Here is a 24632-nt window from a genome sequence, read left to right as displayed (position 1 = left end):
AGATCAGCGGCAGGGGTAGGTGTAGCCATCGCGGTCGCGATAGCTGTCAGTGCGGCGGTCGTAGTTGCCGTAGCGGTTCATGCAGTAGTCGGCACGCTCGCGGGTTTCGCGCTCGCGCTTTGCCGCCGCCGCGATCACGCCAGCCACCACGGCCGCACCCACTACGCCCACCACCACGCCTGTGGTCTTGGCGTCGTGCCGGCGCTCACGTTCGCGGTCGCGCTCCCGCTCGCGCTCTCGGCGCTGCCAGTCATCGCGTTCGCGGTCGCGATAGTCCTGGTTCCACTGCGGGTTGTAGCGGTCGCCACGCTGCGCATGGGCGTCGCCGGAGTAGGGCATCAGCACCAGTAGTTGTGCGGCTGCTGCCAGCAGCAGTGCAGTCCTTCCTGTTTTCAGAAACATCGTCCAGCTCCTGTGCGGACATCGTCGGTAGCTGCAGTACACACCGCGGACATTGCGCGAACCTGCCGTCACCGCAGGCAATTGCAGTGACTACCGGACCAGTGCTTCCACCGGGTCCAGCTGCGCCGCGCGACGTGCAGGCAGGAAACCAAAGCCGATACCGATCAGGCTGGAGCACGCGAAGGCCGCGATGATTGAGCTCGCCGAGAACACCAGGCTGAAGCCTACGTCGGCCAGTGCCAGCACCGCGCCCAGCAGCAATGCCACACCAATACCCAGCACACCACCAAGCAGGCATACCAGCACCGACTCGATCAGGAACTGCTGCAGGATGTCGCTGCGGCGCGCGCCCACCGCCATGCGTACGCCGATCTCGCGAGTGCGCTCGGTCACCGACACCAGCATGATGTTCATCACTCCTATACCGCCCACTACCAATGCAATGGCCGCAATGGAGCTGATCATCATGGTGAGGATGCCGGTGGTCTGTTCGATCGACTGGCGGATCTGCGCGTTGTTGCTCATGTAGAAGTCGGTGCTGCCATGGCGGCGCGTGAGCAAGCGCGCAATGGCCTGCTCGGCCGCTTCCATGCTGATCGCATCGGATACGCGCACGGTGATGCTGGACACATGGCTCTGGCCCAGCATCCGCGCCATGGCCGTGGTGTAGGGCATCCATACCCGTAGCAGCGAGGTGTCGCCGGCCGCGCCAGCATCCTTCTTCACCACACCCACCACGCGCACCGGCACGTTGCCCAGCAGCAGGGTCTGCCCGATGGGGTTCTCGGCTGCGGCGAAGAAGTGCGCACGCGTGTTGGCATCAATGATCGCCACCTGCTGGTAGCCAGCCACACCGGGTGTGCCAAAGAAGGCGCCTTCCCCCAGCTTCAATCCATGTACGCGGAAGTACTGTTCGCTGACGCCCTGCACCTGCACGCTGGCCGAACGGTTGCCGCGCAGGGCGGTGCCCGTGGTGGCCACGCCGGGAGTGGCGCTGTCCACGAACGGTTGCCCGGCCAGGGCCGCGCTGTCGCCAGGAGTGAGGGTCTCCACCCGTGCCGCTTGCAGATCGCCAAAGCCGGAGCCGGGATAGATCTCGATGGTGCTGGTGCCCAGCGAAGAGATGTTGGACAGGATGGCCTGACGCGCGCCCGTACCCAGCGCGACCACCGACACCACCGAGGCGATGCCGATGATGATGCCGAGCATGGTCAGGAAGGTGCGCATGCGATGTGCATTCATGGCGCGCAAGGCCATGCGGAAGGCTTCGGCGAAGCGATCGCGCATGGCCTGCCAGCCGCTGCCATCGCCGCGTTGCGGCAGAGCGGTCGGCGCCACGGCCGCTGCCGACGCGGTAGCCGTGGCACGATCTTCGACAATCCGCCCATCGCGGATCTCGATGATGCGCTGAGCGTGTTCGGCCACGGCCATGTCATGGGTCACCAGCACCACCGTGTGGCCTTCGGCGTGCAGTTCGCCGAGGATCTTCATCACTTCCTTGCCCGACTGTGTATCCAGCGCGCCGGTAGGTTCGTCAGCGAAGATCACCGCGCCACCATTCATCAGTGCGCGGGCAATCGACACGCGCTGCTGCTGGCCACCCGAAAGCTCGCCGGGCAGATGCTGCATGCGTTCACCCAGGCCCAGCCGCGCCAGCAGTTCGGCCGCCCGTGCGTGGCGCTCAGCGGCGGGCATGCCGGCGTAGATCGCTGGCACTTCCACATTGCTCAACGCGGTCAGGTCGGTCAGCAGGTGGTAGCGCTGGAAGATGAAGCCGAAGTGTTCGCGGCGCAGCTCGGCCAGCTCGTCGGGCGACATCTGCGCGGTTTCCCGGCCGGCAATCTGGTACGTGCCCGCAGAGGGCCGATCAAGGCAGCCGAGAATGTTCATCAGCGTGGACTTGCCCGAGCCCGACTGGCCGACGATGGCCACCAGTTCACCGGCGCGGATGTCCAGGTCCACGCCGTCCAGTACCACCAGGGTCTGTTCACCGGCGGCGAATTCACGGCGCACCCCACGCACGCTCAGCAATGGCTCGCTCATGGCTGCGTTCATCGGGGCTGCGTGGGAGCGGTGGCGGCTTCGTCGCTGGCCTGCGTTAGCACCACCTGATCGCTTTCCTTCAAGCCGCCGCGCACTTCCACCTGGATCTGGTCATCCAGTCCGATGGTGATACGCCGCGCCACGGCGCGCCCATCTGCGCCACGCACCTGCACGGTGTAGCTGCCGTCACCAGCCCGCGCACCCAAGGCAGCGGAGGGAATGGTCAGCACGTTGTGGGCACGGCCGAGTACGATGCGTACCTGCGCGGTCATGTAGCTGCGCAGGCGGCCGTCGGTGTTGTCCACGTCGAACTGGCCGTTGTAGTACATGGCTGTACGACTGCCACCGGAAAGCGTTGGCGACGCGAGGCTGGACGTATCTTCGTTGGTGATCGATTCGGGCGCTGGCGCGATGTCGCGCAGGGTGCTGCTGTAGCGGCGGCCCGCATCGCCCAGGATGGTGAAGAAAGCCTCCTGGCCGACCGTGGTGTGCACAACATCGGCCTCGGAGATCTCGGCATAGACGGTCATCACGTCCTGGTTGCCCAGCATGACGATGGTCGGTGCGCTCTGTACTGCATTCACCGTCTGACCCTGGCGGGCGACGACCGCCAGCACCGTGCCGTCGGTGGGGGCGGTGATGCGGGTGTACTCCAGGTTGGTCTGCGCGATGTCCACGTCGGTCTGCCGCTGCACGATCTCACCGTCCAGCGCGGTGATCTGCTCGCGGGTCGCGTCCACCTTGGCCTTTGCAGCATCGAAGTCGGCACGTGCCACCAGCTGCGATGTCACCAGTTGCTGCTGCCGCTGCAGGGTCAGTTCGTACTGGCGCAGATCGGTGGCCAATGCATCGCGATTGGCGCGTGCGGTGCGCTGTGCCGCCTGCGCACTCAGCAGTGCATTGCGTTGGGTACGCGAATCGATGTCAGCAATCGGATCGCCTGCCTTTACCTTGTCGCCCAGCTTCACGTGCAGTGTTTCGATGCGACCGGAGACCTGCGCACCCACGCTCACCAGTCGCGATGGCTTCAGGGTGCCGGTGGCTTCCACCACCTGTTCGATGTTTCCACGTACCACGGGCGCGAGCTGCAGCGGTGGCGGCGGCGCTGGTCGCAGCCAGAGCCAAGCGGCAATGGAAGTGCACAGTACGGCACCAGCGATGATAAGCAGTCGGCGGTGCTTGCGCGGTGCGGTGCTCATCGGCACGGCATCCAGAGGGGATAGGTCATCGGTGGTCCTCGCGGCAGTAGGGATGCACGCGCCGGGTGCCGGGCGTGGATGGCCGTCGAGTCTCGAGGTGCTGGATTGCGTGAACCTTGCGGCGGTGCTGTGGTTGTCAGCCCGCGGCCATGCTGCTGAGAAGCGCTACTGCGATGAACTGTAAGGCGCTGCCCAGCACCAGCAGCACGTTACGCAGGCGGTCGGCAGCCACACGTACGCTGCAGAGCTGACACAGCGCGCCGATCACCAGCCCCACGATGGAAAGCGTACTGGTCGGCTGCGTGTGCACGCCTTGTATCGCCAAGGGTACCCACGCGCTGCCCAGCATCGTCCAGGCCGCGTGCCTGTCGATGTAGCGCAGAGGTACGGGGAGCAGCCGCGATGTGGTTGATCGCCATGCCGACAGCGCATGCAGCGCGGCATGCGCGACGACGAAGAACAGCACGGCGCTGGCCATGGCTGCATGGGCATGGCGTTGCGTCGAGATCACCAGCGCAACGCCCGGCAGCAGCAGGAACAGCACGGCAAACACACGCATCAGCACGTCCGGGCGATTCGCTGCGGGTATCACGCGCAGCCAGCGCGGCCAATGCGGCAGCGCGCGCGTACGATCGGCACGCGAGCGTCGATTCCACGCAGCCGCGGTCAAGCCGGATGTGGCCGGCGTCGCGCGGAATCGGGCAGAAGAGGAGGAGGGAGAAACTCCTTCGGTCACGTGCAGGCTTCCTGTCAGGACGGAACGCGATGGCATCACAGATGCCATCGGTCCGATGCTGCGCAGCGAACATTGCCGCAACCTTGCCTAGCGCCGCTGTCTGCTGCGCATGGGCAGGCGGCAGTCACGGATGTGTGGGCGCCTTCAGTGCTCTACCGGCGGTGCCGAGGTGACGCCCGGATGCAGCGGAAACTCGACGCGGATCAGCGCGCCACCACCGGGGGCATCCAGAATCGTGACGTGGCCACCGTGACGGTCGATCACCTGCCGCACCAGGTTCAGTCCCAGGCCCGCGCCGGTCTGACGCGGACGCAGCCGCTGGAACGGCTCGAACACGCGTTCGCGCTGGTCGACCGGAATGCCGGGGCCATCGTCTTCCACCTCCAGGCAGCTGCCCTGCACCCGCACGATGATATGGCGGCCACCATGCTCGGCGGCATTCAGCACCAGGTTGGAGATCACCCGTTCCACCGCACCAGCTTCTCCCAGCACCGGGAAGTGCGGTTCCACCGCGACTGCCACGGTCTTGTCCGACTGGATCAGCAGCGGTGCCAGGTCGGCCGCCACCCGTTTGGCCACCCGGGCCAGGTTGAGGGTTTCCTTCGGGCCGTCCTCTTCCATGCGGTGCAGGTCCAGCAGTTGCTCGGCCAGCGTCGCCAGACGCGCGACTTCCACCGCCAGGCTGCGCGAGGTCGAATCATCAGCGGCATCGATCTTTACCCGCAGGATCGCGATCGGGGTGCGCAACTCATGCGCCGCTGCGGCGATGAAACGGCGTTGCCGCTCGTGTCCTTCATCCAACCGGCCCAAGGCATCGTTGACGGCGGTCACCAGCGGCGCGATCTCCACCGGCACGGCGGTCTCGGTCAGACGGATGCCGCGACGGCTGGCCGAAATATTGCGGGCTTCCTGCGCGATGCGCTCGACACCGGCCAGTGCCCGTCGCACGATGATCGGCGTGAGGATGATGGTGGCCAGGCCCAGCAGCAGGAAGATCGGCAGCGTGATGATGTGCGCGGCCAACGCCATCTGCATGGTCAGCGAATCGGTTTCGCCATGCGCCATGATGGTCAGCTTGCCGGCCGGCCCACTGTGCTGGCGTACCACCACCGCCAGGCCATCGCTGCGATCACGCCCGCGCAGGTCGCCATAGGGGATGCCATCGAGGGCGCCGACCAGCGAGGCATAGGCCGGTGGCACATGGCCGAAGGTGACGTGGTGCCCATGCTCGTCCTCGGCGATGAACCACGCACCGGGGACGATCTTCAGCAGTTCGGCCAGCTCCGGCGTGTGCTGCACGTACAGTTCACCATTGCGGTCGCGGTGCACTGCCTCGGCGGCCACCGGTGCGAAGGTCTGGATGGTGTAGTAGCCACCGCTGTCGGCACGAACGAGCACCATCAGCAGGGCGAAGAACGCCACCAGCAGGGCCAGCAACTGGTAGATCAGCGTCTTGACGATCAGTGGGCGCTTCAACGACGGGCGACGCGCCATCACTTGCTTTCCCGCATCAGATAGCCAACCCCGCGAATGGCGTGGATCTCCACGCCGGCATCGGCGTCAGCCAGTTTTCGGCGCAGGCGCGAGACGTGTGAATCCAGCGTGTTGGAATGGATGCCGTCGTCGAAGCCATACACCGCCATCTCGATGGATTCGCGCAGCACGGTGCGACCCAGGCGCCGTGCGAGGACGGCCAGCACCCGGATCTCGCGCCGCGGCAGCTCCAGCCGCTGGCCGCCCACACTGGCCTCGCCAGAGGCGGGGTCGAACACCAATCGGCCGATGCTGATGGACTCCACCTGCAATCCGCTTGGGCGACGGCCCGCAGCACGGATCCGTGCGAACAGTTCCTCCAGCGCGAAGGGTTTGGCCAGGTAGTCATCGGCGCCTTCATCCAGCCCGGCAATCCGGTCCGGCAACTGGCCCAGCGCGCTCAGCACGATGATCGGCACCCCGGGGTTGCGCTCGCGCAGCAGGGAAATCAACGCCAGGCCATCGCCATCGGGCAGGGTGCGGTCCAGCAGCACCAGATCGTGCAGGCCGCACAGCGCCGCCTCCCGGGCCAGTGCCAAGGTATTGGCCAGGTCCACCACATAGCGCTCGCGCTGCAGGGCAGACTTGAGGGCGGTGGCGAGTTCGGCTTCGTCTTCGATCAACAGGATGTGCATCAGCAGGGCTTGAGCAGGAGGGGGCCGTAGAAGGGCGGTTCGGCACGCGCCGGCACCGTATTACAGGAACATTGCGTGAACATGGCGTGCCTCCGCATCTGCCGGAAGGCCATGGCGGGGCGCGATGAAACCGAGGGTGCGGCGCAAGGTTCACGCAATCCAGGCGCTCCAGCCTTGGCGCCCTTCGCAGTTCCCATCCCTGGAGTCACCATGAAGTTGTTCGTTCCGCTGCTGTTCCTCGCCACGCTGACCGGCTGCACCACCGCCAAGATGACGGTCACTCCCGACGGCCGCCGTGGCGTTTCCATCGACTGCAGCGGCTCCAGTTCCTGGAGCGGTTGCTACGAGAAAGCCGGGCAGATGTGCCCCGGTGGCTACGTGGTCTTCAGCAAGGATGGCGACGAGGGCAACGCCATTGCGGTGGGCAACAAGAACGGCTTCACCTCCACCCAGATGGCCACGCGCTCGATGCTGGTGTCCTGCTCGGGCTGACGATCGCGGCGCCGATCATCTGGCAGGGGGCCGTGGACATCCCGCACGCATGGGTGCACGGCGCGCCGTTTTCCCGTAGATGCTCGCTACCAGCGGCTTTCAGCGGCGCGGCCATCCGCCGGCAGCGCCGCGCTTTGCCTTTGCTTCATGCCCGTGTAACACGACCATCGCTACCACGGTGGTCCCAGCGATTCCGCTGGGATCATCTGGAGACGCTGGAATGGAGTTCAGAACGTCTGTATTGCTCGTGGCCCTGATGGCCGCTCCCGCAGTAGCCCATGCTGAAGTCTGCTTTTCGCGGGACGGTTTCGTGATGACCTGTCCCAGCTTGTTGCCGCACCCGGTGAAGGCACGATTCGAAGTTGGAACGTTGCCACGCGTAGCCGGATCGCCGTCGGAAATCTACATCACCGGTGGCGGGAGGGTGGATGGCACCAGCAATTTCTACGTGTTCGCCAACGGCAAGATGCTGTGCGAGACCAGCGGCAATCTGGATGGTGGCAACACCACGCCCGTACGGCATTGCAATGGCACGATCACTGCACCCGGGACCTACGTGATCTCGGCATCACGCAGCAATAGCGGCAATTTCCTGGCCCCGGACGATGTGGTGATCAACGTCCAGTAGAACGTCTGCCATCACGGGCCCCGGGCGGTAGTTGCCGGGGCCTCGTCCAGCGCCCCGATCCGCAGAGCGCTGGGCAGGCGCTGCGCCGGGTCGGTATACGGCGTACCGGCCAATGCCACCAAGGTCCCTGTCGCGCCGCGCACGATCAACGGCACCATCGACTGCCGCGGGTCGCCGCCACAGGACAGCTCGCGCAGCCCGTGTTCGTAGGCGGCCACCATCGACGCCATCAGCATCGACGCGGCCAGGCGCGCGTCGGCGTCACCGATAGGTCGGCCCGCAGACTCAGCCATCAACTGTGCCAGGTCATCGGTCAGCAGCGCCTGCAGCTGCCGCGCATGGGCCACCAGCACCGCGCTCTGGGCCACGGTTTTCCAGAACGACGCTGCGCCGGCGTTGATCCGCAGCAATGGATGGCCGTTGTCCAGCAGTTCCCGCACCAGCGCCTGGAAGGCGGCCAGCGGTGTCATGGACGTGCGCGAGCCCATACCCTCGCGCAGCAGCTGCCGCGCTTCCTCATCACGGTCGAACACCAGCTGTTCCTTGCTGGCGAAGTAGTTGAACACCGTCTTGCGCGACACCCCGGCGGCGTCGGCGATCTCGCTCATCGACACGGCCTCGAAGCCGCGCTCGATGATCAACCGGGTGGCGACGTCGGAAATCGCCTGGCGGGTCTCGGCTTTGCGCTGCTCGCGACGGCCGGGTGGCGGGCTCATGGGCGGTTCACTTGTGGAAACGTACACCGAGTGTAACATTGTCGCAGCCAGAGCGCCGACCCGGGGCTCACGAGGATTTCCAATGCTGTACGACGTCGTCATTGCCGGGGCTGGCCCGGTTGGGCTGTTCCTGGCCTGCGAACTGGGCCAGGCGGGATGCTCGGTGCTGGTGCTGGAGCAGGCGGCCTCGCCGGATTCGCCGTTGAAGCGCCTGCCGTTCGGGCTGCGCGGCTTGAATGCCCCCACGCTGGAGGCGCTCGACCGGCGCGGTCTGCTGGACGCCGTGGCTGCCGGCCAGGTGCTGAAACCGGAGAAAGGCCCGCCGCCGCCGGGCACCGCGCATTGGTTGTCGCAGCCGCGCAGGCTGGGCGGGCACTTCGCGGGTATCCCGTTCGCGCTGGACAACGTCGACAGCGATCGCTGGCCCTGGCGGCTGCCCAGCCCGGTCGGCACGCAGATGGCGGTGGAACTGCAGGCGCTGGAGGCCGTACTGGCCGAGCGCGCGCAGGCGCTGGGCGTGGTGATACTGCGTGGTGCGGGCGTGCAGGACGTGCGGTTGGGTTCCGACGAGGCCCAGGTCGAGGCGGGCGGGCAGACCTTCCGCGGGCGCTGGCTGGTCGGCTGCGATGGTGGCCGCAGCACCGTGCGCAAGCAGTGCGGTTTCAGCTTCGCCGGTACCGATCCGGAGTTCACCGGGCACTCGCTCAGCGTCGAGCTCGAGGATCCGACGGTGCTCAGCCCGGGGCGTCACACCACCGCGCAGGGCATGTGCAATTTCAATCCGCCGGGCACGATCGCCCTGGCTGATTTCGACGGCGGCGCCGGCCATCGCCAGCCGCTCGACCGCGATACGGCACAGGCGCTGCTGCGGCGTATCTCCGGCCGTGAAGCAACGATCACCACGCTGCAGCTGGCCACCACCTGGACCGATGGCGCACGGCAGGCCACCGCCTATCGCCGTGGCCGCGTGCTGTTGGCGGGCGATGCCGCGCATGTGCATTCACCGCTGGGCGGGCAGGGGCTGAACCTGGGCCTGGGGGATGCGATGAATCTGGGCTGGAAGCTCGCCGCCGTCGTGCGCGGCGACGCAGATGAAGCGCTGTTGGATACCTATCAGGCCGAACGCCACCCTATCGGCGCCCGAGTGCTGGAGTGGTCGCGCGCGCAGGTCGCATTGATGCGCCCAAGTGCGGGTTCACGTGCATTGGCTGCGATCGTGGCCGATCTGGCAGAAACGCGTGATGGCGCTACGTATCTCGCCGAGCGCGTGTGGGGTGTGGGCCAGCAGCTGGATCTGGGTCAGGCCCATCCGCTGGTGGGCCGCAGCACGCCGGATTTCCTGCTGGTCGATGGTCGCCGCATGGGTGAACTGCTGCGCGCAGGGCAGGCGTTGCTGCTCGTGTTCGATGCTGCTGCCTCGTCGTGCGAGGCGGTTGATGTCGAACGAGCCCGTATCCTGTCCATCGCGCAGCCGGCTGTCGATTCGCTGGGCCTGTCCGCGCTGCTGGTTCGTCCGGATGGCATTGTCGCCTGGGCCAGTGATGGTGCCGATGCGGCAGGACTGGCGCAGGCCGTACGGGAATGGACGAGCCCGATTGGCAGCGATGCGATTGCCTGAGTCCCGGCGCAGCCCGCTCAGGGCTGCGCCGCCCTATTTCAGAGATCCTTCTTCTTGCCGCTCAGGTCCAGCGGCTGGTCACTGCCTTTGCGCTCGCTCGACCAGACCTCAACGCTCTTGCTGCATCGGCTTTCGCGGGCGGCAACCTCCGGCGGCAGGTCCTTCACATGCGGCGACTCCTGGCAGGCGGCATGCATGGCCGAATCGTCATAGGTGGCACAGGCGCTGATCGACGCGAGGACAAGGGCGCAGAGGGCGGAGCGGAACAGGGGCTGCAGGAGGCGCATGGGGGTCTCGGGAAGGGGCCGGGCTGGCCATCGAATTCAATCCGTGACCGCGCGCACGCGCAATCCGACTGGCAGCACTTGTTATTGAATAACAATTGTGACAATGCTCAGGGCTGACCGCTGCCGGTCAGGCAATGCAGATCAGGAACACCGTCGACAGCGCGAGCATCAACACGAACACGCGCCGACTCAGGGCCAGGCAGGTCAGGCAGGCCGCCAGCGCCCAGGCCGCCAGCAGCACACATCCCAGCAACCACAGCCCGACCGTCATCATCGAGCCGGCCGCTGCGGCGGACAAGGCAAAGGCCTTGAACAGCGCCACGCCCAGCACGCTGCCCAGCGCGCCGGCCCGCAGGGCAATCGCATCGTGGCAGGTGGGGGAAATCTGGCGGTGCATGAGGGCTGTGTCGCGCTTCGGAAGCTGGCGTACGCAACTCTGCAGCAAGGCGGATCTACGCCGCGTGTTCGTCAACCTGCAGTGTGGTTACCGCAAGCGAATCGCGATCGCCTCAGTCGAACTCGCCGTCCGCCGCTTCCAGGCGGCGCCGGTATTCGGCCCGGTGCTTGAACAGCCGCTGGCACTCCTCGGACCGATGGATGCGGCTGCCAGGCTCGTTCGCTACGGAGTCGCACATCTTGGCGATATGGTTGTTCCCGGCCAGCTCCATCACGAAGAACACCGCCGCGATGCCAGCACCCAGCAGTACCACATACAGCAGGCGGCTGAGCCAGCGCGAGCGCTTGCGTTCGAAATGTTGTTGCAGCGTCAGGTCGAAGCGGATGATGCTCAGCACGATCCAGACCACGCTGACGAGGAAGCAGAGCGTGGGCAGCAGCCCGCGCCAGAGTCCAGCCTCGTAGACCGTTTCGCTGTAGTGCACCGCCGCGCCGGCACCGGCGATGGCGATTGCCAAGGCCCAGTTGCGGCCCAGCGAAAGCAGGTCATCGAGCAGCTTCTCGCGTCTATGGGGAGTGACTGCCACTGAGCATCCTTGAGCAAGACCCTCGGCCGCCGGTTGCGGCCGATCTGCGCAGATGGTGGGGCATCACCGAGGCGATGAGAAGCTGGAGAGTGCTGCGACCGGATCGTCGCCGTCGCTCCGGCGACGGCAGGCGATCCGTCGCGTGCTTCAACGGCTGCCGGCGACAGCGGCCTTGCGGTTCTTCTCCAGCATCACCGACACGCACCACAGCAGCAGGCCGCCGACCGCAGTCGCCGCACCTACGTAACCGGTGGTGGCCGGGCTGAAACCGGCGCTGATCGCCATGCCGCCCAGCCATGGGCCGAGTGCATTGGCGGTGTTGAACGCAGCATGGTTGGAGGCGGCGGCCAGGGTCTGCGCTTCGCCGGCCACGTCCATCAGGCGGGTCTGCAGCACCGCGGCGAGGGCGCCCATCGTGCCCACGGTGACGATCATCGGGCCGATGGTCCACACCGACTCGGCGGCCAGCGGGTACAGCAGCAGCATCACGATCGACCACAGCAGCACCACCGCAGCGGCCTTGAAGTGGAACTTGTCGACCAGCCAGCCGCCGGCGATGTTGCCGATGATCGCGCCGATGCCGAACACGCCCACCGCCAGCGGCATCCACGATTCGGCCACGCCGGTCACCTGCACCAGAGTCGGTGCCAGATAGGTGAACACGCAGAACATGCCGGCAAAGCCCACCGCGCCGATCGACAGCGCCAGCCATACCTGGGTGGTGTTGAATGCGCGCAGTTCGCGCATCGGCGAGGTCCGCACCTCATCCGGGTCGGGTAGCAGAAAGCGCGCGATCATCGCCACCGTGGCGATGGCCAGCACGCTGACCAGGGCGAAGGCGGTGCGCCAGCTCAGTTGCTGGCCCAACCAGGTGGTCAGCGGATTGCCGATGAGGATGGCCACGGACAGCCCGAGCAGCACGCGCGACATCGCTTGGCCGCGCTGGCCGGCCGGGCTGATTGCGGCCGCCACCAGCATCGCCACGCCGAAGTAGGCGCCATGCGGCAGGCCAGCGACGAAGCGCGCCACCAGCATCGTGCCGTAGTTCGGCGCCAACGCGCTGGCCAGATTGCCGACGGCATAGAAGCCCATCAGCGCCAGCAGCAGCTTGCGGCGCGGGAAGCTGGCGCCGACGAAGGCCAGGATCGGTGCACCGACCACCACGCCGATAGCGTAAGCGCTGATCAGGTGTCCGACCTGTGTTTCGCTGATCGAAAGGCCGCGGCTGATCTCCAGCATCAGGCCCATGCTGGCGAATTCACTGGTGCCGATGGCGAAGCCGCCCAACGACAGGGCGAGGATGATCAGGGTGCGCTGGCGCGGCGTCAGCCGAGCGGCCAGAGGGGAATTGGGGCTCATGCGGGGGCGCAAAGGGGCGGGGAAGCGCCACATTGTACTGCTGCATTGCAGCAGGCATCAGCCAGGCTGGGGGTAAATCAGTGTTCGATGGGTGGTGCTGCCCGTGCTGCCTGCTGGCCAAGCGCCGCCAGGGCCTGTCGGTATTTGTCACGCAGGCGCTCGGCGGTGGCGGCATCCAGAGACGCCAGCCGCGTTTCATCGGCGTTGTCGGCGATATCGGCCAGCTTGACCTTCAGCGCCAGCGGATCCGCCGCTATCCGCGTGTAGTACGTGGCGGCATCCGTCGCAGACGTCCTGCTGAGCAACCGCACCGCGTGCTGCAACGGGTCTGGGAAGGCGTGCACCCGCTCAGCGAAGGCAGGGCAGTCCTCGACCACATCATGCAGCCAGGCCACCACCTCGGCCTCATCATCGCCGCGCACGGCAGCGGCCACCCGGCCAACGTGACCGGTGTAGGGCTGTCCTGCCTTGTCGACCTGGCCGGTATGGGCCTCCATTGCCAGCGTGCGTGCGCGTGCCACCCAGTCCATCGCGATCTCCCCGTCCTTAGCGTGTATTGTCGTACGGGTCGTCTACATGCCGCCACCACGGCCGTGCAGGCATCATCGGACGCTGCAGGAATGGCATCTGGATTCCATCAGGGAGATGAGACATGCAGGAATACACCCATCAGCTGGAACTACGCGGCCGCTTCCGTCTGGTAGCGGTGACCCACGAGCCGGTGTACGCTCCCGGCGATGTGGTCGGCCATGCGGTCATCGTCGACGATGGGGAGCGTCTGACCGACCTGATGTCGTTGGCCGATGCGCGCCGGTACCTTGAGGAACTGGTGCGGGAAGAGGGCGTGGAGCCCGGGCTGGAGAATGAAGTCAACCTGCGGAAGAAGGCGTCGCAGCGACGCCGCCGCTAAGCCGTCGCGCCCATTGAGGCGCATCATGGAGGATTCGGGTGTTGTCCAGTAAGAAGTATCTGCTCATCGCCGTCATCACGCTGGCGACCCTGCTGCTCGGGTTCGTGCTTTCCGGTTACCTGACGCTGCTGCTGCTTGGTCTGGATACCAAGCTGCTCACCTGGAATACCTATTACCAGTATTTCCACGCCCTCGGTCAGCCGCAGGTTGCCCCGTTCGTGGGCAAGATCAAATGGGCCGGTTACCTCGGCTTTGGCCTGCCGCTGCTGGTGCTGGCCATCGTCGGCCTGGTCGTGCTGTTGAAGAAGGACAAGCGCTCGCTGCATGGTGACGCGCGCTTTGCCACCAGCGCCGATCTGGCCAAGCATGGCATGTTCAAGAAGAGCGGGCAGAGCATCGTGGTCGGCAGCCATGGTGGCAAGCTGGTGCGGCTGGACGGTCAGCAGTTCGTGATCCTGGCCGCCCCGACCCGTTCGGGCAAGGGCGTCGGCGTGGTCATCCCGAACCTGCTGGAGTACGGCGAATCGCTGGTGGTGCTGGACATCAAGCAGGAGAACTTCGACCTGACCAGCGGTTGGCGCGCCAGCCAAGGGCAGGAGATCTACCTGTTCAATCCGTTCGCCGAAGATCGCCGCACCCATCGCTGGAACCCGCTCAGCTACGTCTCCGACGACCCGGCGTTCCGCGTCTCGGACCTGATGAGCATCGGTGCGATGCTCTATCCCGATGGCTCGGAAGACCAGAAGTTCTGGATCAGCCAGGCGCGCAATGCCTTCATCGCCTTCACCCTGTATCTGTTCGAGAACTGGGATGACGAGCGCAGCAGCGGCTTCCCGGGCGGGCAGGGCACGCCGACCCTGGGCGCGGTCTACCGCCTGTCCTCCGGTGATGGCAGCGACCTGAAGAAGTTCCTGAAGAGCCTGTCCGAGCGTCCATTCCTGAGCAGCAACGCGCGCTCGGCGTTCGCCAACATGCTGTCCCAGGCCGACGAGACCTTCGCCTCGATCCTGGGCACCTTCAAGGAACCGTTGAATCCCTGGATCAACCCGGTACTGGACAAGGCCACCAGCACCAACGACTTCCTGCTCACCGACGTGCGCAAGAAGAAGATGACCATCTACATCGGCATCCAGCCCAACAAGCTGGCCGAAAGCCGGTTGATCATCAACCTGTTCTTCAGCCAGCTGATCAACCTCAATACCAAGGAACTGCCCAAGTCCAATCCGGACCTGAAATACCAGTGCCTGCTGTTGATGGACGAATTCACCTCGATCGGCAAGGTGGAAATCATCGCCTCGGCGGTGTCCTACATGGCCGGTTACAACGTGCGCCTGCTACCGATCATCCAGAGCATGTCGCAGCTCGATGCCACCTATGGCCGAGAAGTCTCACGCACGATCATTACCAACCATGCGCTGCAGATCCTGTACGCCCCGCGCGAACAGCAGGATGCCAACGACTATTCGGACATGCTGGGCTACACCACCATCCGCAAGAAGAACGTCACCCACGCGCGTGAGAAGACCCATAGCTTCACCGAGGAGCGCCGCGCGCTGATGCTGCCGCAGGAGCTCAAGGCGATGGGGCCGGACAAGGAGGTCTTCCTGTACGAAGGCATTCCGCATCCCGTCAAATGCGACAAGATTCGCTACTACAAGGACCGCTATTTCACGTCACGACTACTGCCAAAGGTTGACGTGCCGATGCTTGATGTCTAAGTTGCAGACATGAAAGTGTGACGGATGCACGCATTCATTGAGGTGAATTAGTGAGGCGCGTCAAAGAAACGCCATACGTTGGTCAAAATTCAGATTTGTCTGACATCGAATTGACGCGTAGTTGTGCGACTCTATGCGTGGCTTGCGAATCTGTGTGATTCGTCATGCTTTCAGAGTGGCCAGGAGTTTCAGCCATGGGAACAGGGATGGTTCCGACGTTGGTGAGGGTGCGTGAAAGGGGCCTCGGATGAGGTTGCTTCACGCGACTTGGTTGGCAGCTTTCGAGCTGCAGGGGAACCGTGCCCATGTGCTGTTAAGCAGTGCATTCGTTACGTTTCCGGCGTGCATCGCGCAGTGCCGGACGACCAGGGGACCAACATCGGGACTGCTTTTTCGTACGTCAAAGTGAAGCCCGTATGAATCAGGCGTTTATTGCAAAAATGTCCATCGCCGCAGTGGCGGCGTTGATGGTGGCAGGTTGTGCTACCAAGCCCGCACCCGACTTCGGAGGGCGCTGGAAGCCGGTCAACCGTTTCGCGACGGCTCCGACCGAGATTCCGCTGTACTCCAGCTACGTCTATCAGGCGTCGCCTATGGATCGCACGCTGAAGGCCATGCTCGAGCGCTGGGCCAAGGATTCCGGCCGCACGCTGGACTATCGCCTCAGTTCGGATTTCACCCTGTATGGCGCGGTGTCGGAGATCGACACCACCAACGCACAGCAGGCCGTGATCGATCTCACGGCGGCCTATGCGGCGCAGGGCGTTTCCGTCTCCATCGTCGGCAACCAGATCGTCGTGCAGAACGCTGGATCGACGCCAACCGCGTCGGCCCAGGATCCTGAAGCCAGCAGCGGCAGCTGAGACCGCGTCGAAATCATCGAACGTGCCGCACCCCGCGCCTGGCGCAGGGGCGTCGCGCCCATTGATGTTTCAGCAGTACGGAAGAACCCATGTTCCGCAAGAAGGATGCAGGCAACAGCCCCAAGGTCGAGCAGTCGGTCGCCAAGGCGGTCAGCTACGAGATCACCGTGGCCGACATGGCCCGGCGCAGCGAGCGTCGTGCCTGGTGGGTCGCCACCGGTTCGTTGCTGATGTCGCTGGCGCTGGCCGGTGGCTACTACTACATGCTGCCACTGAAGGAGAAAGTGCCTTTCCTGGTGATGGCTGATGCCTATACGGGCAATGCAACGGTCGCCCGCCTTAGTGGCACCTTCCGTGGCGAGACGATCACGGCCAATGAAGCCATCAACCGCAGCAACGTCGCCCAGTATGTGATGGCGCGCGAGTCGTATGACTCAGCCGTGATGGGGCTGCGCGACTGGGAACTGGTATTCGTCATGTCGACGGATCCTGTGTCGCAGACCATGCGCGCCCGTTACGCGGGCAATAATCCGCAGAATCCCTTCGTGATGTATGGCCGCGAGAAGGCGATCCGGGTAAAGATCCTCAGCATCACCCCATTGGGTGCGGAACCGAATGGCAGCTTCCGCGGCGCGTCGGTGCGCATCCAGCGCAGCCTGCTGGACAAGCGTTCGGGAGTTAGCAACTTCCTGGACAACCAACTGGTGACAATGCGCTTCGAGTACAACCAGAACCTCGCGCTGTCCGAGCAGGATCGTGTGCTCAATCCGCTGGCCTTCCAAGTCACCGAGTACCGCGTAGACAACGATTACGCGCGTGGTGTGCCCGTTCCGGACGACAATGCGATCCAGGCGCAGGCCCAGCAGGCCGCGCAGCAGGCGCAGGGCATCTATGACCCCAACAACCCTGCCGCAGCCACCATGATCGATCCGGCAACCGGGCAACCCGTGGCAGCACCGGTTGGTGGCCAGGTGCCACCGATGCAGGGGCAGCCTATCCAGGGCCAGCCGGTGCAGGGACAACAGATGCCAGGGCAGGCCATGCCTGGTCAGCCGGTCATGAGGCCGGTACCGAACAATTCCACCGGAAATGCTGATGGAGCAAGCAACCGATGAGTAGTCGAAAAGTCAGGGGAAGCGCATTGGCGCTGCTGTCGTTGCTGTCGCTGGTGTTCTCCACCGCGGCGATGGCACAGGCGGTGGACCATTACGAGTACGAGAAGGATCGCATCTATCCGGTACGCACCGGTTTGGGCCTGACCACCCAAATCGAACTGAGTCCGAATGAGAAGATCCTCGACTACAGCACCGGTTTCAGCAACGGCTGGGAGCTGACCCGTCGCGAGAACGTGTTCTATATCAAGCCGAAGAACGTTGACGTCGACACCAACATGATGGTGCGCACCGAGACCCATTCGTACATCTTCGAATTGAAGGTGGTGGCGACCGACTGGCGCCAGCTTGAGCAGGCACGTCGTGCTGGCGTGCAGTACAAGATTGCCTTCACCTATCCGAGCGATACCGAATTTGGTTTGGCGCAGGAAGCGGTCGAGGAAGAGGCGCAGCCGCTGCTGAGCACCGAACTGGCCAAGGATCGCCAGTACAACTTCAACTACTCCTATTCGACCAGCAAGGCGAAGAAGATGGGCTGGCTGATTCCGGTCAATGCCTATGACGATGGTCGTTTCACCTACCTGAAACTGCCCAATTCGCCTGAGTACAAGACGGGCATCTTCCCAGCCGTGTTCGGTCGCGAGAAAGAGTACGGCGAGGACTTCGTGGTGAATACCACCGTCGAAGGGAATACTTTGATCGTCCACGGGACCTACCCGTACCTGGTCATCCGCCACGGCGACTACGTCGTTGGTCTGCGAAGGAACGTGAAGAAATGAGCCAGCAGAACACTCCTGGAAACGATCCGAACAACGGGCGAGAGGATCCGGGCCCGTACGGTAACGGGCCGGACCAGAGCCCACAGGCTCCGTCCAATCCCTATTTCGGTAACACCCAAACTGAGGCCGCACCGGACCTGGATGCGGGTGCGCCGCAGTTGCGCTCGGCCGAAGAGCAGCGGCTCAACCGCAAGGCGTTGCTGTTCCTTGGCGGCATCGTGGTGCTCCTGGTGGCGATGGGCCTGCTGGTTTTCCGCAACAGCAAGGGCGATAGCGATGCACCAGCCAAACTGCCTGACACCGCCCGCGTTGCCACGCCGCAGCTGCCGAGCGTAGAGCAGGCTCCGTCGGTGCCCACGGGCCCGGCCGAGCCCATTCCCATGCTGCCGCAGTTGCCGGAGGATTCGGGGCAGACCGGTCGCTCGGTTTATCAGTTGCCCGATCGTGATCGCGAGCGTGAGCCGGAGCGTGGTCCGAGCCTGCTCGATCGTCGTATCGGTGCTGGAAGCGGAGTGGGGGCGGGCGATGGGGCAGATGGTGCGCAGAGCCCCGCCGACCAGTACAGCAAGGCAATGATTGCCGCGATGCAGGCAGGCAATCCGCAGCCGGTCGCCACGAAAACTCGCCGTGGTCCGGATGTGGAGGACATCTCCAATGCCAGCTTCATCCACAGTCCCGATGCACTGCTGGTACGCGGTACCTATCTACGCTGCGTGCTGGAAACCCGCATCATCACCGATCTGGCTGGCTACACTTCGTGCCTTCTGACCGAACCTGTCTATTCGATCAATGGCCGTACGCTGCTGCTGCCGAAGGGCTCGAAGATTTACGGCGCTTATGGTGGTGGTCCAGTGGGCAAGCGCGTTGAGGTGATCTGGGATCGCATCACCACGCCCAATGGCATCGACGTGGCCATGTCCAGTCCCGGTGTTGATGGCCTTGGCGGTGCCGGGCATCCAGGTCAATACAGCGCGCATTGGGGCAGTCGTATCGCCCAGGCGTTGATGATCAGCCTGATCGCGGATGCCTTCAAATACGCTGCGGCCGAGCATGGCCCGGAGACCACCACCATCACCAATAGCGGCATGGCGGTGCAGTCGCCCTATGAAAGTGCCACGGCACGTTCAATGGAGCGTTTGGCCAACGATGCCATGAGCCAGCGCCGTCCGCCGACGGTCACCATCAACCAGGGCACGGTCGTGAACGTCTACGTCGCAAAGGACGTTGACTTCAGCGATGTGCTTCGCACCCGCCGGTAACCTGCAGAACGACCATGGACGCCGAAGTGTCACCCATTGCCCTCGTCTCCAGTGATTTCCTGCGCTATCAGTACGAAGTGCTGGGCATCGCGGAGTACATGACTTCACCCGAAGTGACGGAAATCTGCATCAACCGTCCGGGCGAACTGTACCTGGAGACGCGGGCAGGGTGGCAGCACGTGCATGTGCCAGGCCTGACGTTCGAACGCGCACGACAGTTCTGTACCGCGGTGGTCAACGAAAGCAACACCGGCCAGCGCATCACCGATGCGGATCCGGTGGTGTCGTTGACCTTCCCGACCGGGCAGCGTGCGCAGTTCGTGATCCCGCCTGCCTGCGATGCGGGCAAAGTGTCGATCACGATCCGACTGCCTTCCAAGCACACCAAGTCGCTTACCCAGTATCACGAGGATGGTTTCTTCAACCAGATCCTTGAGCAGGATGGCAGCCTGAGTGAGCAGGACCGCGAGTTGCTTGAGTTGCGACAGCAGCGTGAGTACGCCGAATTTTTCCGGCGCGCGGTGATGTACCGCAAAAATATCGTTGTGTCCGGCGCCACCGGCAGCGGCAAGACCACCTTCATGAAGGCGCTGGTCAACCATATTCCGGACAGCGAGCGCTTGGTCACCATCGAAGACGCGCGCGAACTGTTTCTGACCCAGCCCAACGTCGTGCATCTGCTGTATTCCAAGGGTGGGCAAAGCGCCAGCAACGTGACGGCCAAGAGCTGCATGGAAGCCTGCCTGCGTATGAAGCCCGAGCGCATCATCCTCGCCGAGCTGCGTGGTGATGAGGCTTTCTACTTCATCCGTAATTGCGCCTCGGGCCATCCCGGCTCGATCACCAGCTGTCATGCGGGCAGTCCCGAGCAGACCTGGGACCAGCTGGCGCTGATGGTGAAAGCGTCGACCGAGGGCTCTGGTCTTGAATTCAACGTCATCAAGCGTCTGTTGATGATGACCATCGATATCGTCGTGCATATCAAGGCGCACGCGGGCTCGCGCTATATCACCGGTATCGACTTCAATCCTGGGCGCGCCCAGGGGCAGGAGGGCTGAACGATGTTGCCAGGACTTGAAATGATGGCGTGCCCGGAAATGGCCGTCTCGATGGACGTGATGCAGCACGTCATCAATGTGGAATCCTCGAGCAACCCCTACGCCATCGGCGTGGTTGGTGGTGCACTGGCGCGCCAGCCCAAGGCGCTGGACGAGGCGCTCGCCACTGTGCGCATGCTGGAGGAGAAGGGTTACAACTTCTCCATCGGCCTTGCCCAGGTCAACCGCTACAACCTGGCCAAATATGGCTTGGACTCCTATGAAAAAGCGTTTCAGCAGTGCCCGAATCTGCAGGCGGGCTCGCGCATTCTTGCCGAGTGCTACAAGCGCTCCGGCAAGGATTGGGGCAAGTCGTTCAGCTGCTACTACTCGGGCAATTTCGAGACCGGTTTCCGTCACGGCTATGTGCAGAAGGTTTATGACTCGATTCGTCGTGGGCAGCAGGTTGCGTCCAATGGCGTGGCGCCCATCGACGTCGTAGCCCGCGGAGAGCGCCGTACCGTCAAGGTCGAACATCATCCGCAGCTCGCCTCCCCGGCGCAGGCGCGGATCGTCGCCCAGGCCAATGGTCCGGTCTATGTGCCGTCCAACGACCCTGCGCGTGCCTATACCGTTTATCCGTCTACCAGCGCTATGGCGCGCGGGAGCCTGGTCAATCTTGCCGATCAGGCATTGTCGCGGGTCGTGCTGGGCTCAGTCGACCGGATGATGCAGCCGCAGGCGCAGCCGGAGAGCGGCTACCCGCAGCAGCAGGGCTATCCGCAGCAGGCTGCTGCAGGGCGGGCGGGTCAGCCGCCGATGATGCCGCAGCAGCTGCCAGGCGCGACGGCAGGCGGCGGCGAAAGCCCAGTGATGCTGCAGCCCTGGGGGCAGCAGGGCGCCTCGGCACCTCCAGGCAACATGTATAACGCGCCGGCGCAGTCCATGCCGGCGCAACAGATTCCCGCAGGGGATGCGGCCTTCGTGTTCTGACGAAGTCGTGGTACGGCCAGTCCCCCGGCTGGTCGATTCAGTTGTGTTAGTCCATCAACAAGGAAATCAATCCATGAAGCGTATCAATATCGACCTCGTCCAGGCCCAGCGCACGCTGAAGACCCTGCTGATGGCTACCCTCTTCGTGGGCGCCGTGTTCGCCCCGCAGGTGTTTGCCGGCGGCGCCACCGACTTCGGTGGTACCGACAAGAAAGTCTGTGGCTTCTTCAACAACATCAATGGGCTGTTGAACATCGCCTCGATCGCCGTGGTGACCATCGCGGTCATCTTCGCCGGCTACCAGATTGCTTTCGCGCACAAGCGCATTGCCGATGTTGCCCCGATCCTGATCGGTGGCGTGCTGATCGGCGCCGCCGGTCAGATCGCCCGCATGCTGCTGGGTGACGGCAGCGATGGCAAGTGTGGTGGTGGTGGCACGACTGGCGGCGGCATGGCACTGCACATCCAGAACGCCATCCTCTACTACAGTGCATAAGAACGTTCTGTTCCGGGGTTGCACGCGCCCAGCGATGTTCCTGGGCGTTCCCTACCTGCCCTTCTTCATGGTGGCAGGTGGGTTGTTGCTGCTCAGCATGTACACGAACTTCTGGTTCCTGCTGACCATTCCGGTTGCCATCTTCATCATGCGGCAGATGGCCAGGCGTGACGAGATGATCTTCCGTCTGTTGGGCCTGCGCCTGATGTTCAAGCTGAGGGTCCGCAACGTCCAGGAACACGATGGCATGTGGGTGTTCAACCCGAATCAGTACCGCAACAAGCCGGCCCGAATGGATTGAGGGCCGGAACGGCCGCGGCGGGAAGCAGTTGCCCGCCGCAGCCACTCCGAATTTTTGTCGGCAGTACCCCATTGGAAGCAGTCGCATGTTCAGCCCAGATACCTCCATCAGCGAATTTGTTCCCCTGTCATCGCATGTAGCCCCGAACGTGGTGAAGACCACGGGCGGCGACTACCTGCTGACCTGGCATCTGGAAGGGCTGCCGTTCGTCGGTCGCGAGGAATGGGAGCTGGAGCATCGCCACAACACTTTCAATCGTCTGCTGCAGACGCTGCGCGCGCCGGATTTCGTCAATGTCGCCTTCTGGGTGCATGACATCCGCCGTCGCCGCACGCTCAAGGGCAAGAGCCAATTCAAACAGCGCTTCAACCAGGATGTGTCCGATCAGTACATGGGCATGTTGTCCTCGCAGCGCATCATGCAGAACGAGCTTTACCTGACGATGATCTATCGTCCGGTGGTGGCCGGTAAGCGCTTCGTGGAAAAGTCCGCGAATGTGGACAGGCTGCGCGCCGAGCAGGAGCAGGCGGTCGAAAAATTGATGGAGCTGGCTGGCAACGTCGAGGCGGTCATCCGCGACTATGCGCCTTACCGCCTGGGCATGTACGAGGCCAAGAATGGCGTGGTGTTCTCTGAGACGCTGGAGCTGTTCGGTTACCTGATCAACCGCATCGATGAGCCGGTACCGGTGCTGTCGGCGCCTGTGAAGGACTATCTGCCAGTCAGCCGGCATATGTTCTCGGCCAAGACCGGCGATTTTGTGATCAACACGCCCAACGGTGCCAATCACTTCGGCGCAATCCTCAATATCAAGGAATACGCCGAGGGGACCTACCCCGGCATCCTGAACGGCCTGAAGTACCTGGATTACGAGTACGTCATTACCCATTCTTTCAGCCCGATGGGGCGCCAAGATGCACTGAAGGTGCTGGACCGTACCAAGGGCATGATGATCTCCTCCGGCGACAAGGCCGTCAGCCAGATCGTCGAGCTCGATCAGGCGATGGATCAGTTGTCCTCTGGCAACTTCGTGCTGGGCGAGTACCACTTCATCATGGCGGTCTACGGCGACAGTCAGGCAAAGCTGTCGCAGAACGTGGCAACGACCCGCGCTGAACTGTCCAATGCCGGCTTCGTCTCCACCAAGGAAGACCTTGCGGTCACCTCGTCGTTCTACTCTCAGATCCCGGCCAACTGGCGCTTCCGTACGCGAATTGCCAATGTCAGCTCCCTGAATTTCCTCGGCTTGTCGCCGCTGCACAATTTCGCCACCGGCAAGCAGCACAACAACCCCTGGGGAGACTGCGTCACTACGCTGCAGACGACCAACGGCCAGCCGTACTACTTCAACTTCCATGCCACCCACCCGTCGGAAAACTCGCTGGGTGAAAAGGCGATCGCCAACACCATGGTGATCGGCAAGTCCGGTACCGGTAAGACCGCCCTGATCAACTTCCTGCTCAGCCAGGTGCAGAAGTACGAACCGTCGCCCACGATCTTCTTCTTCGACAAGGACCGCGGTGCGGAGATTTTCGTGCGCGCCTGCGGCGGCAACTATCTGGCGCTGGAGAACGGTGCGCCAACCGGCTTCAACCCGTTCCAGTGTGAGAACAACGAAGGCAATGTGCAGTTTCTGGCAGACCTGATCAAGGTGCTGGCAGGCAAGCGTGAGTACAGCTCCCGCGAAGAGGAGGATATCTATCGCGCGGTCGAGAGCATGCTCGACACGCCAATGCACCTGCGCAGCATGACCAATTTCCAGAAGAGCCTGCCCAACATGGGTGACGACGGCTTGTACGCGCGCATGCGCCGCTGGACCTCGGGCAATTCGCTGGGCTGGGTGTTCGATAACCCGGTGGATACCGTGGACCTGAGCAAGGCCAACATCATCGGTTTCGATTACACCGACATCATCGACAACCCCGAAGTGCGTGTGCCGGTCATCAACTACCTGCTGCACCGCCTGGAGTCGCTGATCGACGGTCGCCCGCTGATCTATGTGATGGACGAATTCTGGAAGATCCTGGACGGCGAGGGTGGCCTGAAGGAATTCGCCAAGAACAAGCAGAAGACCATCCGTAAGCAGAATGGCCTGGGCATCTTCGCGACGCAGAGCCCGGAAGACGCGCTGAAGAGCGACATCTCGGCGGCACTGATCGAACAGACCGCAACGCTGATTCTGCTGCCCAATCCCAATGCCAGCAAGAGCGACTACATGGAAGGCCTGAAGCTGACCGAGGCCGAGTTCAAGGTGGTCACCGCCTTGGATGAGCGCTCGCGCTGTTTCCTGGTCAAGCAGGGTCACGCTTCCAGCGTATGTCAGCTCAACCTGCGCGGTATGGATGACATTCTGTCGGTGATCTCGGCGTCCACCGACAACATCGACATCATGCACCGCGTATTGCAGACAGCTGCGGTACGCGCACGGGTGACGGTGGATGAATTGACGCCGGAACAGTGGCTTGAAGATTTCTACAAGAATCGAAAGGGCTCGGGCAAGGCTGCCCGCTCGGACGCCGCGTGATTGCGGTAG

General features: G+C 63.7%; 26 protein-coding genes. 14 read left to right on the top strand and 12 right to left on the bottom strand.

All coding sequences use genetic code 11. The features are described from left to right. Positions 1 to 3 precede the first annotated feature (3 nt). From CR156_RS11090 to CR156_RS11065, 6 genes are all read right to left on the bottom strand, one after another. Positions 4 to 402 carry a hypothetical protein gene (locus CR156_RS11090; protein WP_100552900.1) on the bottom strand — a complete coding sequence of 133 codons (399 nt, stop codon included), beginning with the start codon at positions 400 to 402 and terminating at the stop codon, positions 4 to 6. Positions 403 to 492: 90 nt separating this feature from the next. After that, positions 493 to 2445, bottom strand: coding sequence for a MacB family efflux pump subunit (locus CR156_RS11085; RefSeq protein ID WP_409349551.1), 1953 nt, complete (start codon positions 2443 to 2445; stop codon positions 493 to 495). Between the two features lie 8 nt (positions 2446 to 2453). Further along, on the bottom strand, positions 2454 to 3644 hold the full coding sequence (locus tag CR156_RS11080; protein WP_100552898.1) for an efflux RND transporter periplasmic adaptor subunit: 1191 nt from the start codon (positions 3642 to 3644) through the stop codon (positions 2454 to 2456). A gap of 136 nt (positions 3645 to 3780) precedes the next feature. Next, positions 3781 to 4380 carry a hypothetical protein gene (locus CR156_RS11075; RefSeq protein ID WP_243381801.1) on the bottom strand — a complete coding sequence of 200 codons (600 nt, stop codon included), beginning with the start codon at positions 4378 to 4380 and terminating at the stop codon, positions 3781 to 3783. Positions 4381 to 4524: 144 nt separating this feature from the next. Then, a complete protein-coding gene (locus tag CR156_RS11070) occupies positions 4525 to 5874 on the bottom strand; it encodes a sensor histidine kinase (protein WP_100552897.1) in 1350 nt (449 codons plus the stop codon). Beyond that, a complete protein-coding gene (locus CR156_RS11065; RefSeq protein WP_100552896.1) occupies positions 5874 to 6548 on the bottom strand; it encodes a response regulator transcription factor in 675 nt (224 codons plus the stop codon). Before CR156_RS11065 ends, CR156_RS11070 begins: the two co-directional genes overlap by 1 nt. Positions 6549 to 6758: 210 nt before the next feature. On the opposite strand from CR156_RS11065, the gene CR156_RS11060 reads away from it, so the two are divergent. After that, a complete protein-coding gene (locus CR156_RS11060) occupies positions 6759 to 7040 on the top strand; it encodes a hypothetical protein (RefSeq protein WP_033831436.1) in 282 nt (93 codons plus the stop codon). Between the two features lie 256 nt (positions 7041 to 7296). Beyond that, entirely contained in the window at positions 7297 to 7668 is a 372-nt protein-coding gene (locus CR156_RS11055) for a hypothetical protein (RefSeq protein WP_243381972.1), read from the top strand. Between the two features lie 11 nt (positions 7669 to 7679). On the opposite strand, the gene CR156_RS11050 is transcribed toward CR156_RS11055, so the two are convergent. Continuing rightward, positions 7680 to 8384: a TetR/AcrR family transcriptional regulator gene (locus CR156_RS11050; protein WP_100552894.1), complete on the bottom strand. Its 705-nt coding sequence runs from the start codon at positions 8382 to 8384 to the stop codon at positions 7680 to 7682. A gap of 82 nt (positions 8385 to 8466) precedes the next feature. Between CR156_RS11050 and CR156_RS11045 the strand changes: the two genes are divergently transcribed. Continuing rightward, positions 8467 to 10002 carry an FAD-dependent monooxygenase gene (locus CR156_RS11045; RefSeq protein WP_100552893.1) on the top strand — a complete coding sequence of 512 codons (1536 nt, stop codon included), beginning with the start codon at positions 8467 to 8469 and terminating at the stop codon, positions 10000 to 10002. Between the two features lie 38 nt (positions 10003 to 10040). On the opposite strand, the gene CR156_RS11040 is transcribed toward CR156_RS11045, so the two are convergent. The 5 genes from CR156_RS11040 to CR156_RS11020 form a co-directional block, all read right to left on the bottom strand. After that, positions 10041 to 10289 (bottom strand): hypothetical protein, encoded by a 249-nt coding sequence (locus CR156_RS11040; RefSeq protein WP_100460364.1) that lies wholly within the window; start codon positions 10287 to 10289, stop codon positions 10041 to 10043. Positions 10290 to 10416: 127 nt separating this feature from the next. Further along, positions 10417 to 10686 (bottom strand): hypothetical protein, encoded by a 270-nt coding sequence (locus tag CR156_RS11035; RefSeq protein WP_089236035.1) that lies wholly within the window; start codon positions 10684 to 10686, stop codon positions 10417 to 10419. Between the two features lie 112 nt (positions 10687 to 10798). After that, complete coding sequence (locus CR156_RS11030; RefSeq protein ID WP_100552892.1) at positions 10799 to 11272, bottom strand: hypothetical protein; 474 nt, start codon at positions 11270 to 11272, stop codon at positions 10799 to 10801. 147 nt (positions 11273 to 11419) lie between these two features. After that, positions 11420 to 12631, bottom strand: a complete 1212-nt coding sequence (locus CR156_RS11025) for an MFS transporter (RefSeq protein WP_100552891.1) — start codon at positions 12629 to 12631, stop codon at positions 11420 to 11422. A gap of 77 nt (positions 12632 to 12708) precedes the next feature. Further along, the gene (locus tag CR156_RS11020) at positions 12709 to 13161 is read right to left on the bottom strand and encodes a phosphohydrolase (RefSeq protein WP_100552890.1); all 453 of its coding nucleotides are present in this window, start codon (positions 13159 to 13161) and stop codon (positions 12709 to 12711) included. 122 nt (positions 13162 to 13283) lie between these two features. On the opposite strand from CR156_RS11020, the gene CR156_RS11015 reads away from it, so the two are divergent. From CR156_RS11015 to CR156_RS10965, 11 genes are all read left to right on the top strand, one after another. Continuing rightward, on the top strand, positions 13284 to 13541 hold the full coding sequence (locus CR156_RS11015) for a hypothetical protein (protein ID WP_099820666.1): 258 nt from the start codon (positions 13284 to 13286) through the stop codon (positions 13539 to 13541). A 38-nt stretch (positions 13542 to 13579) separates the two neighbouring features. Then, on the top strand, positions 13580 to 15259 hold the full coding sequence (locus tag CR156_RS11010; protein WP_100552889.1) for a type IV secretory system conjugative DNA transfer family protein: 1680 nt from the start codon (positions 13580 to 13582) through the stop codon (positions 15257 to 15259). A gap of 416 nt (positions 15260 to 15675) precedes the next feature. Beyond that, positions 15676 to 16122, top strand: coding sequence for a hypothetical protein (locus CR156_RS11005; RefSeq protein WP_099784623.1), 447 nt, complete (start codon positions 15676 to 15678; stop codon positions 16120 to 16122). Positions 16123 to 16211: 89 nt separating this feature from the next. Then, positions 16212 to 17237, top strand: coding sequence for a VirB8 family type IV secretion system protein (locus tag CR156_RS11000; RefSeq protein ID WP_100552888.1), 1026 nt, complete (start codon positions 16212 to 16214; stop codon positions 17235 to 17237). Next, entirely contained in the window at positions 17234 to 18013 is a 780-nt protein-coding gene (locus CR156_RS10995) for a TrbG/VirB9 family P-type conjugative transfer protein (protein WP_100552887.1), read from the top strand. The genes CR156_RS11000 and CR156_RS10995 overlap by 4 nt, the downstream gene beginning before the upstream one ends. Then, on the top strand, positions 18010 to 19272 hold the full coding sequence (locus CR156_RS10990) for a TrbI/VirB10 family protein (protein WP_100552886.1): 1263 nt from the start codon (positions 18010 to 18012) through the stop codon (positions 19270 to 19272). Before CR156_RS10995 ends, CR156_RS10990 begins: the two co-directional genes overlap by 4 nt. 14 nt (positions 19273 to 19286) lie before the next feature. Then, positions 19287 to 20330: a P-type DNA transfer ATPase VirB11 gene (gene virB11, locus CR156_RS10985; protein ID WP_100552885.1), complete on the top strand. Its 1044-nt coding sequence runs from the start codon at positions 19287 to 19289 to the stop codon at positions 20328 to 20330. 3 nt (positions 20331 to 20333) lie between these two features. Then, positions 20334 to 21302: a lytic transglycosylase domain-containing protein gene (locus tag CR156_RS10980; RefSeq protein WP_100552884.1), complete on the top strand. Its 969-nt coding sequence runs from the start codon at positions 20334 to 20336 to the stop codon at positions 21300 to 21302. 73 nt (positions 21303 to 21375) lie between these two features. Continuing rightward, the gene (locus tag CR156_RS10975; protein WP_100552883.1) at positions 21376 to 21798 is read left to right on the top strand and encodes a TrbC/VirB2 family protein; all 423 of its coding nucleotides are present in this window, start codon (positions 21376 to 21378) and stop codon (positions 21796 to 21798) included. Further along, positions 21791 to 22099 carry a VirB3 family type IV secretion system protein gene (locus CR156_RS10970; protein ID WP_100552882.1) on the top strand — a complete coding sequence of 103 codons (309 nt, stop codon included), beginning with the start codon at positions 21791 to 21793 and terminating at the stop codon, positions 22097 to 22099. The genes CR156_RS10975 and CR156_RS10970 overlap by 8 nt, the downstream gene beginning before the upstream one ends. 85 nt (positions 22100 to 22184) lie before the next feature. Beyond that, positions 22185 to 24623 (top strand): VirB4 family type IV secretion/conjugal transfer ATPase, encoded by a 2439-nt coding sequence (locus tag CR156_RS10965; RefSeq protein ID WP_100552881.1) that lies wholly within the window; start codon positions 22185 to 22187, stop codon positions 24621 to 24623. The last annotated feature ends 9 nt before the right edge of the window (positions 24624 to 24632 follow it).

Source organism: Stenotrophomonas lactitubi, from assembly GCF_002803515.1.
GTDB classification, from domain to species: domain Bacteria; phylum Pseudomonadota; class Gammaproteobacteria; order Xanthomonadales; family Xanthomonadaceae; genus Stenotrophomonas; species Stenotrophomonas lactitubi.
Note: the sequence above shows the minus strand (reverse complement) of the source record. Positions and strands in the feature narration are given on the sequence as shown.

What these genes read in the sequence shown, in the direction of transcription:
- CR156_RS11065 (WP_100552896.1), bottom strand. Translation starts at nt 6,548, where the DNA reads ATGCACATCCTGTTGATCGAAGACGAAGCCGAACTCGCCACCGCCCTC.
- CR156_RS11005 (WP_099784623.1), top strand. Translation starts at nt 15,676, where the DNA reads ATGAATCAGGCGTTTATTGCAAAAATGTCCATCGCCGCAGTGGCGGCG.
- CR156_RS11050 (WP_100552894.1), bottom strand. Translation starts at nt 8,384, where the DNA reads ATGAGCCCGCCACCCGGCCGTCGCGAGCAGCGCAAAGCCGAGACCCGC.
- CR156_RS10980 (WP_100552884.1), top strand. Translation starts at nt 20,334, where the DNA reads ATGTTGCCAGGACTTGAAATGATGGCGTGCCCGGAAATGGCCGTCTCG.
- virB11 (WP_100552885.1), top strand. Translation starts at nt 19,287, where the DNA reads ATGGACGCCGAAGTGTCACCCATTGCCCTCGTCTCCAGTGATTTCCTG.
- CR156_RS11085 (WP_409349551.1), bottom strand. Translation starts at nt 2,445, where the DNA reads ATGAGCGAGCCATTGCTGAGCGTGCGTGGGGTGCGCCGTGAATTCGCC.
- CR156_RS11040 (WP_100460364.1), bottom strand. Translation starts at nt 10,289, where the DNA reads ATGCGCCTCCTGCAGCCCCTGTTCCGCTCCGCCCTCTGCGCCCTTGTC.
- CR156_RS10995 (WP_100552887.1), top strand. Translation starts at nt 17,234, where the DNA reads ATGAGTAGTCGAAAAGTCAGGGGAAGCGCATTGGCGCTGCTGTCGTTG.
- CR156_RS11070 (WP_100552897.1), bottom strand. Translation starts at nt 5,874, where the DNA reads ATGGCGCGTCGCCCGTCGTTGAAGCGCCCACTGATCGTCAAGACGCTG.
- CR156_RS11055 (WP_243381972.1), top strand. Translation starts at nt 7,297, where the DNA reads ATGGCCGCTCCCGCAGTAGCCCATGCTGAAGTCTGCTTTTCGCGGGAC.
- CR156_RS11025 (WP_100552891.1), bottom strand. Translation starts at nt 12,631, where the DNA reads ATGAGCCCCAATTCCCCTCTGGCCGCTCGGCTGACGCCGCGCCAGCGC.
- CR156_RS10990 (WP_100552886.1), top strand. Translation starts at nt 18,010, where the DNA reads ATGAGCCAGCAGAACACTCCTGGAAACGATCCGAACAACGGGCGAGAG.
- CR156_RS11060 (WP_033831436.1), top strand. Translation starts at nt 6,759, where the DNA reads ATGAAGTTGTTCGTTCCGCTGCTGTTCCTCGCCACGCTGACCGGCTGC.
- CR156_RS10965 (WP_100552881.1), top strand. Translation starts at nt 22,185, where the DNA reads ATGTTCAGCCCAGATACCTCCATCAGCGAATTTGTTCCCCTGTCATCG.
- CR156_RS11020 (WP_100552890.1), bottom strand. Translation starts at nt 13,161, where the DNA reads ATGGACTGGGTGGCACGCGCACGCACGCTGGCAATGGAGGCCCATACC.
- CR156_RS11035 (WP_089236035.1), bottom strand. Translation starts at nt 10,686, where the DNA reads ATGCACCGCCAGATTTCCCCCACCTGCCACGATGCGATTGCCCTGCGG.
- CR156_RS11000 (WP_100552888.1), top strand. Translation starts at nt 16,212, where the DNA reads ATGTTCCGCAAGAAGGATGCAGGCAACAGCCCCAAGGTCGAGCAGTCG.
- CR156_RS11090 (WP_100552900.1), bottom strand. Translation starts at nt 402, where the DNA reads ATGTTTCTGAAAACAGGAAGGACTGCACTGCTGCTGGCAGCAGCCGCA.
- CR156_RS11015 (WP_099820666.1), top strand. Translation starts at nt 13,284, where the DNA reads ATGCAGGAATACACCCATCAGCTGGAACTACGCGGCCGCTTCCGTCTG.
- CR156_RS10975 (WP_100552883.1), top strand. Translation starts at nt 21,376, where the DNA reads ATGAAGCGTATCAATATCGACCTCGTCCAGGCCCAGCGCACGCTGAAG.
- CR156_RS11045 (WP_100552893.1), top strand. Translation starts at nt 8,467, where the DNA reads ATGCTGTACGACGTCGTCATTGCCGGGGCTGGCCCGGTTGGGCTGTTC.
- CR156_RS11080 (WP_100552898.1), bottom strand. Translation starts at nt 3,644, where the DNA reads ATGAGCACCGCACCGCGCAAGCACCGCCGACTGCTTATCATCGCTGGT.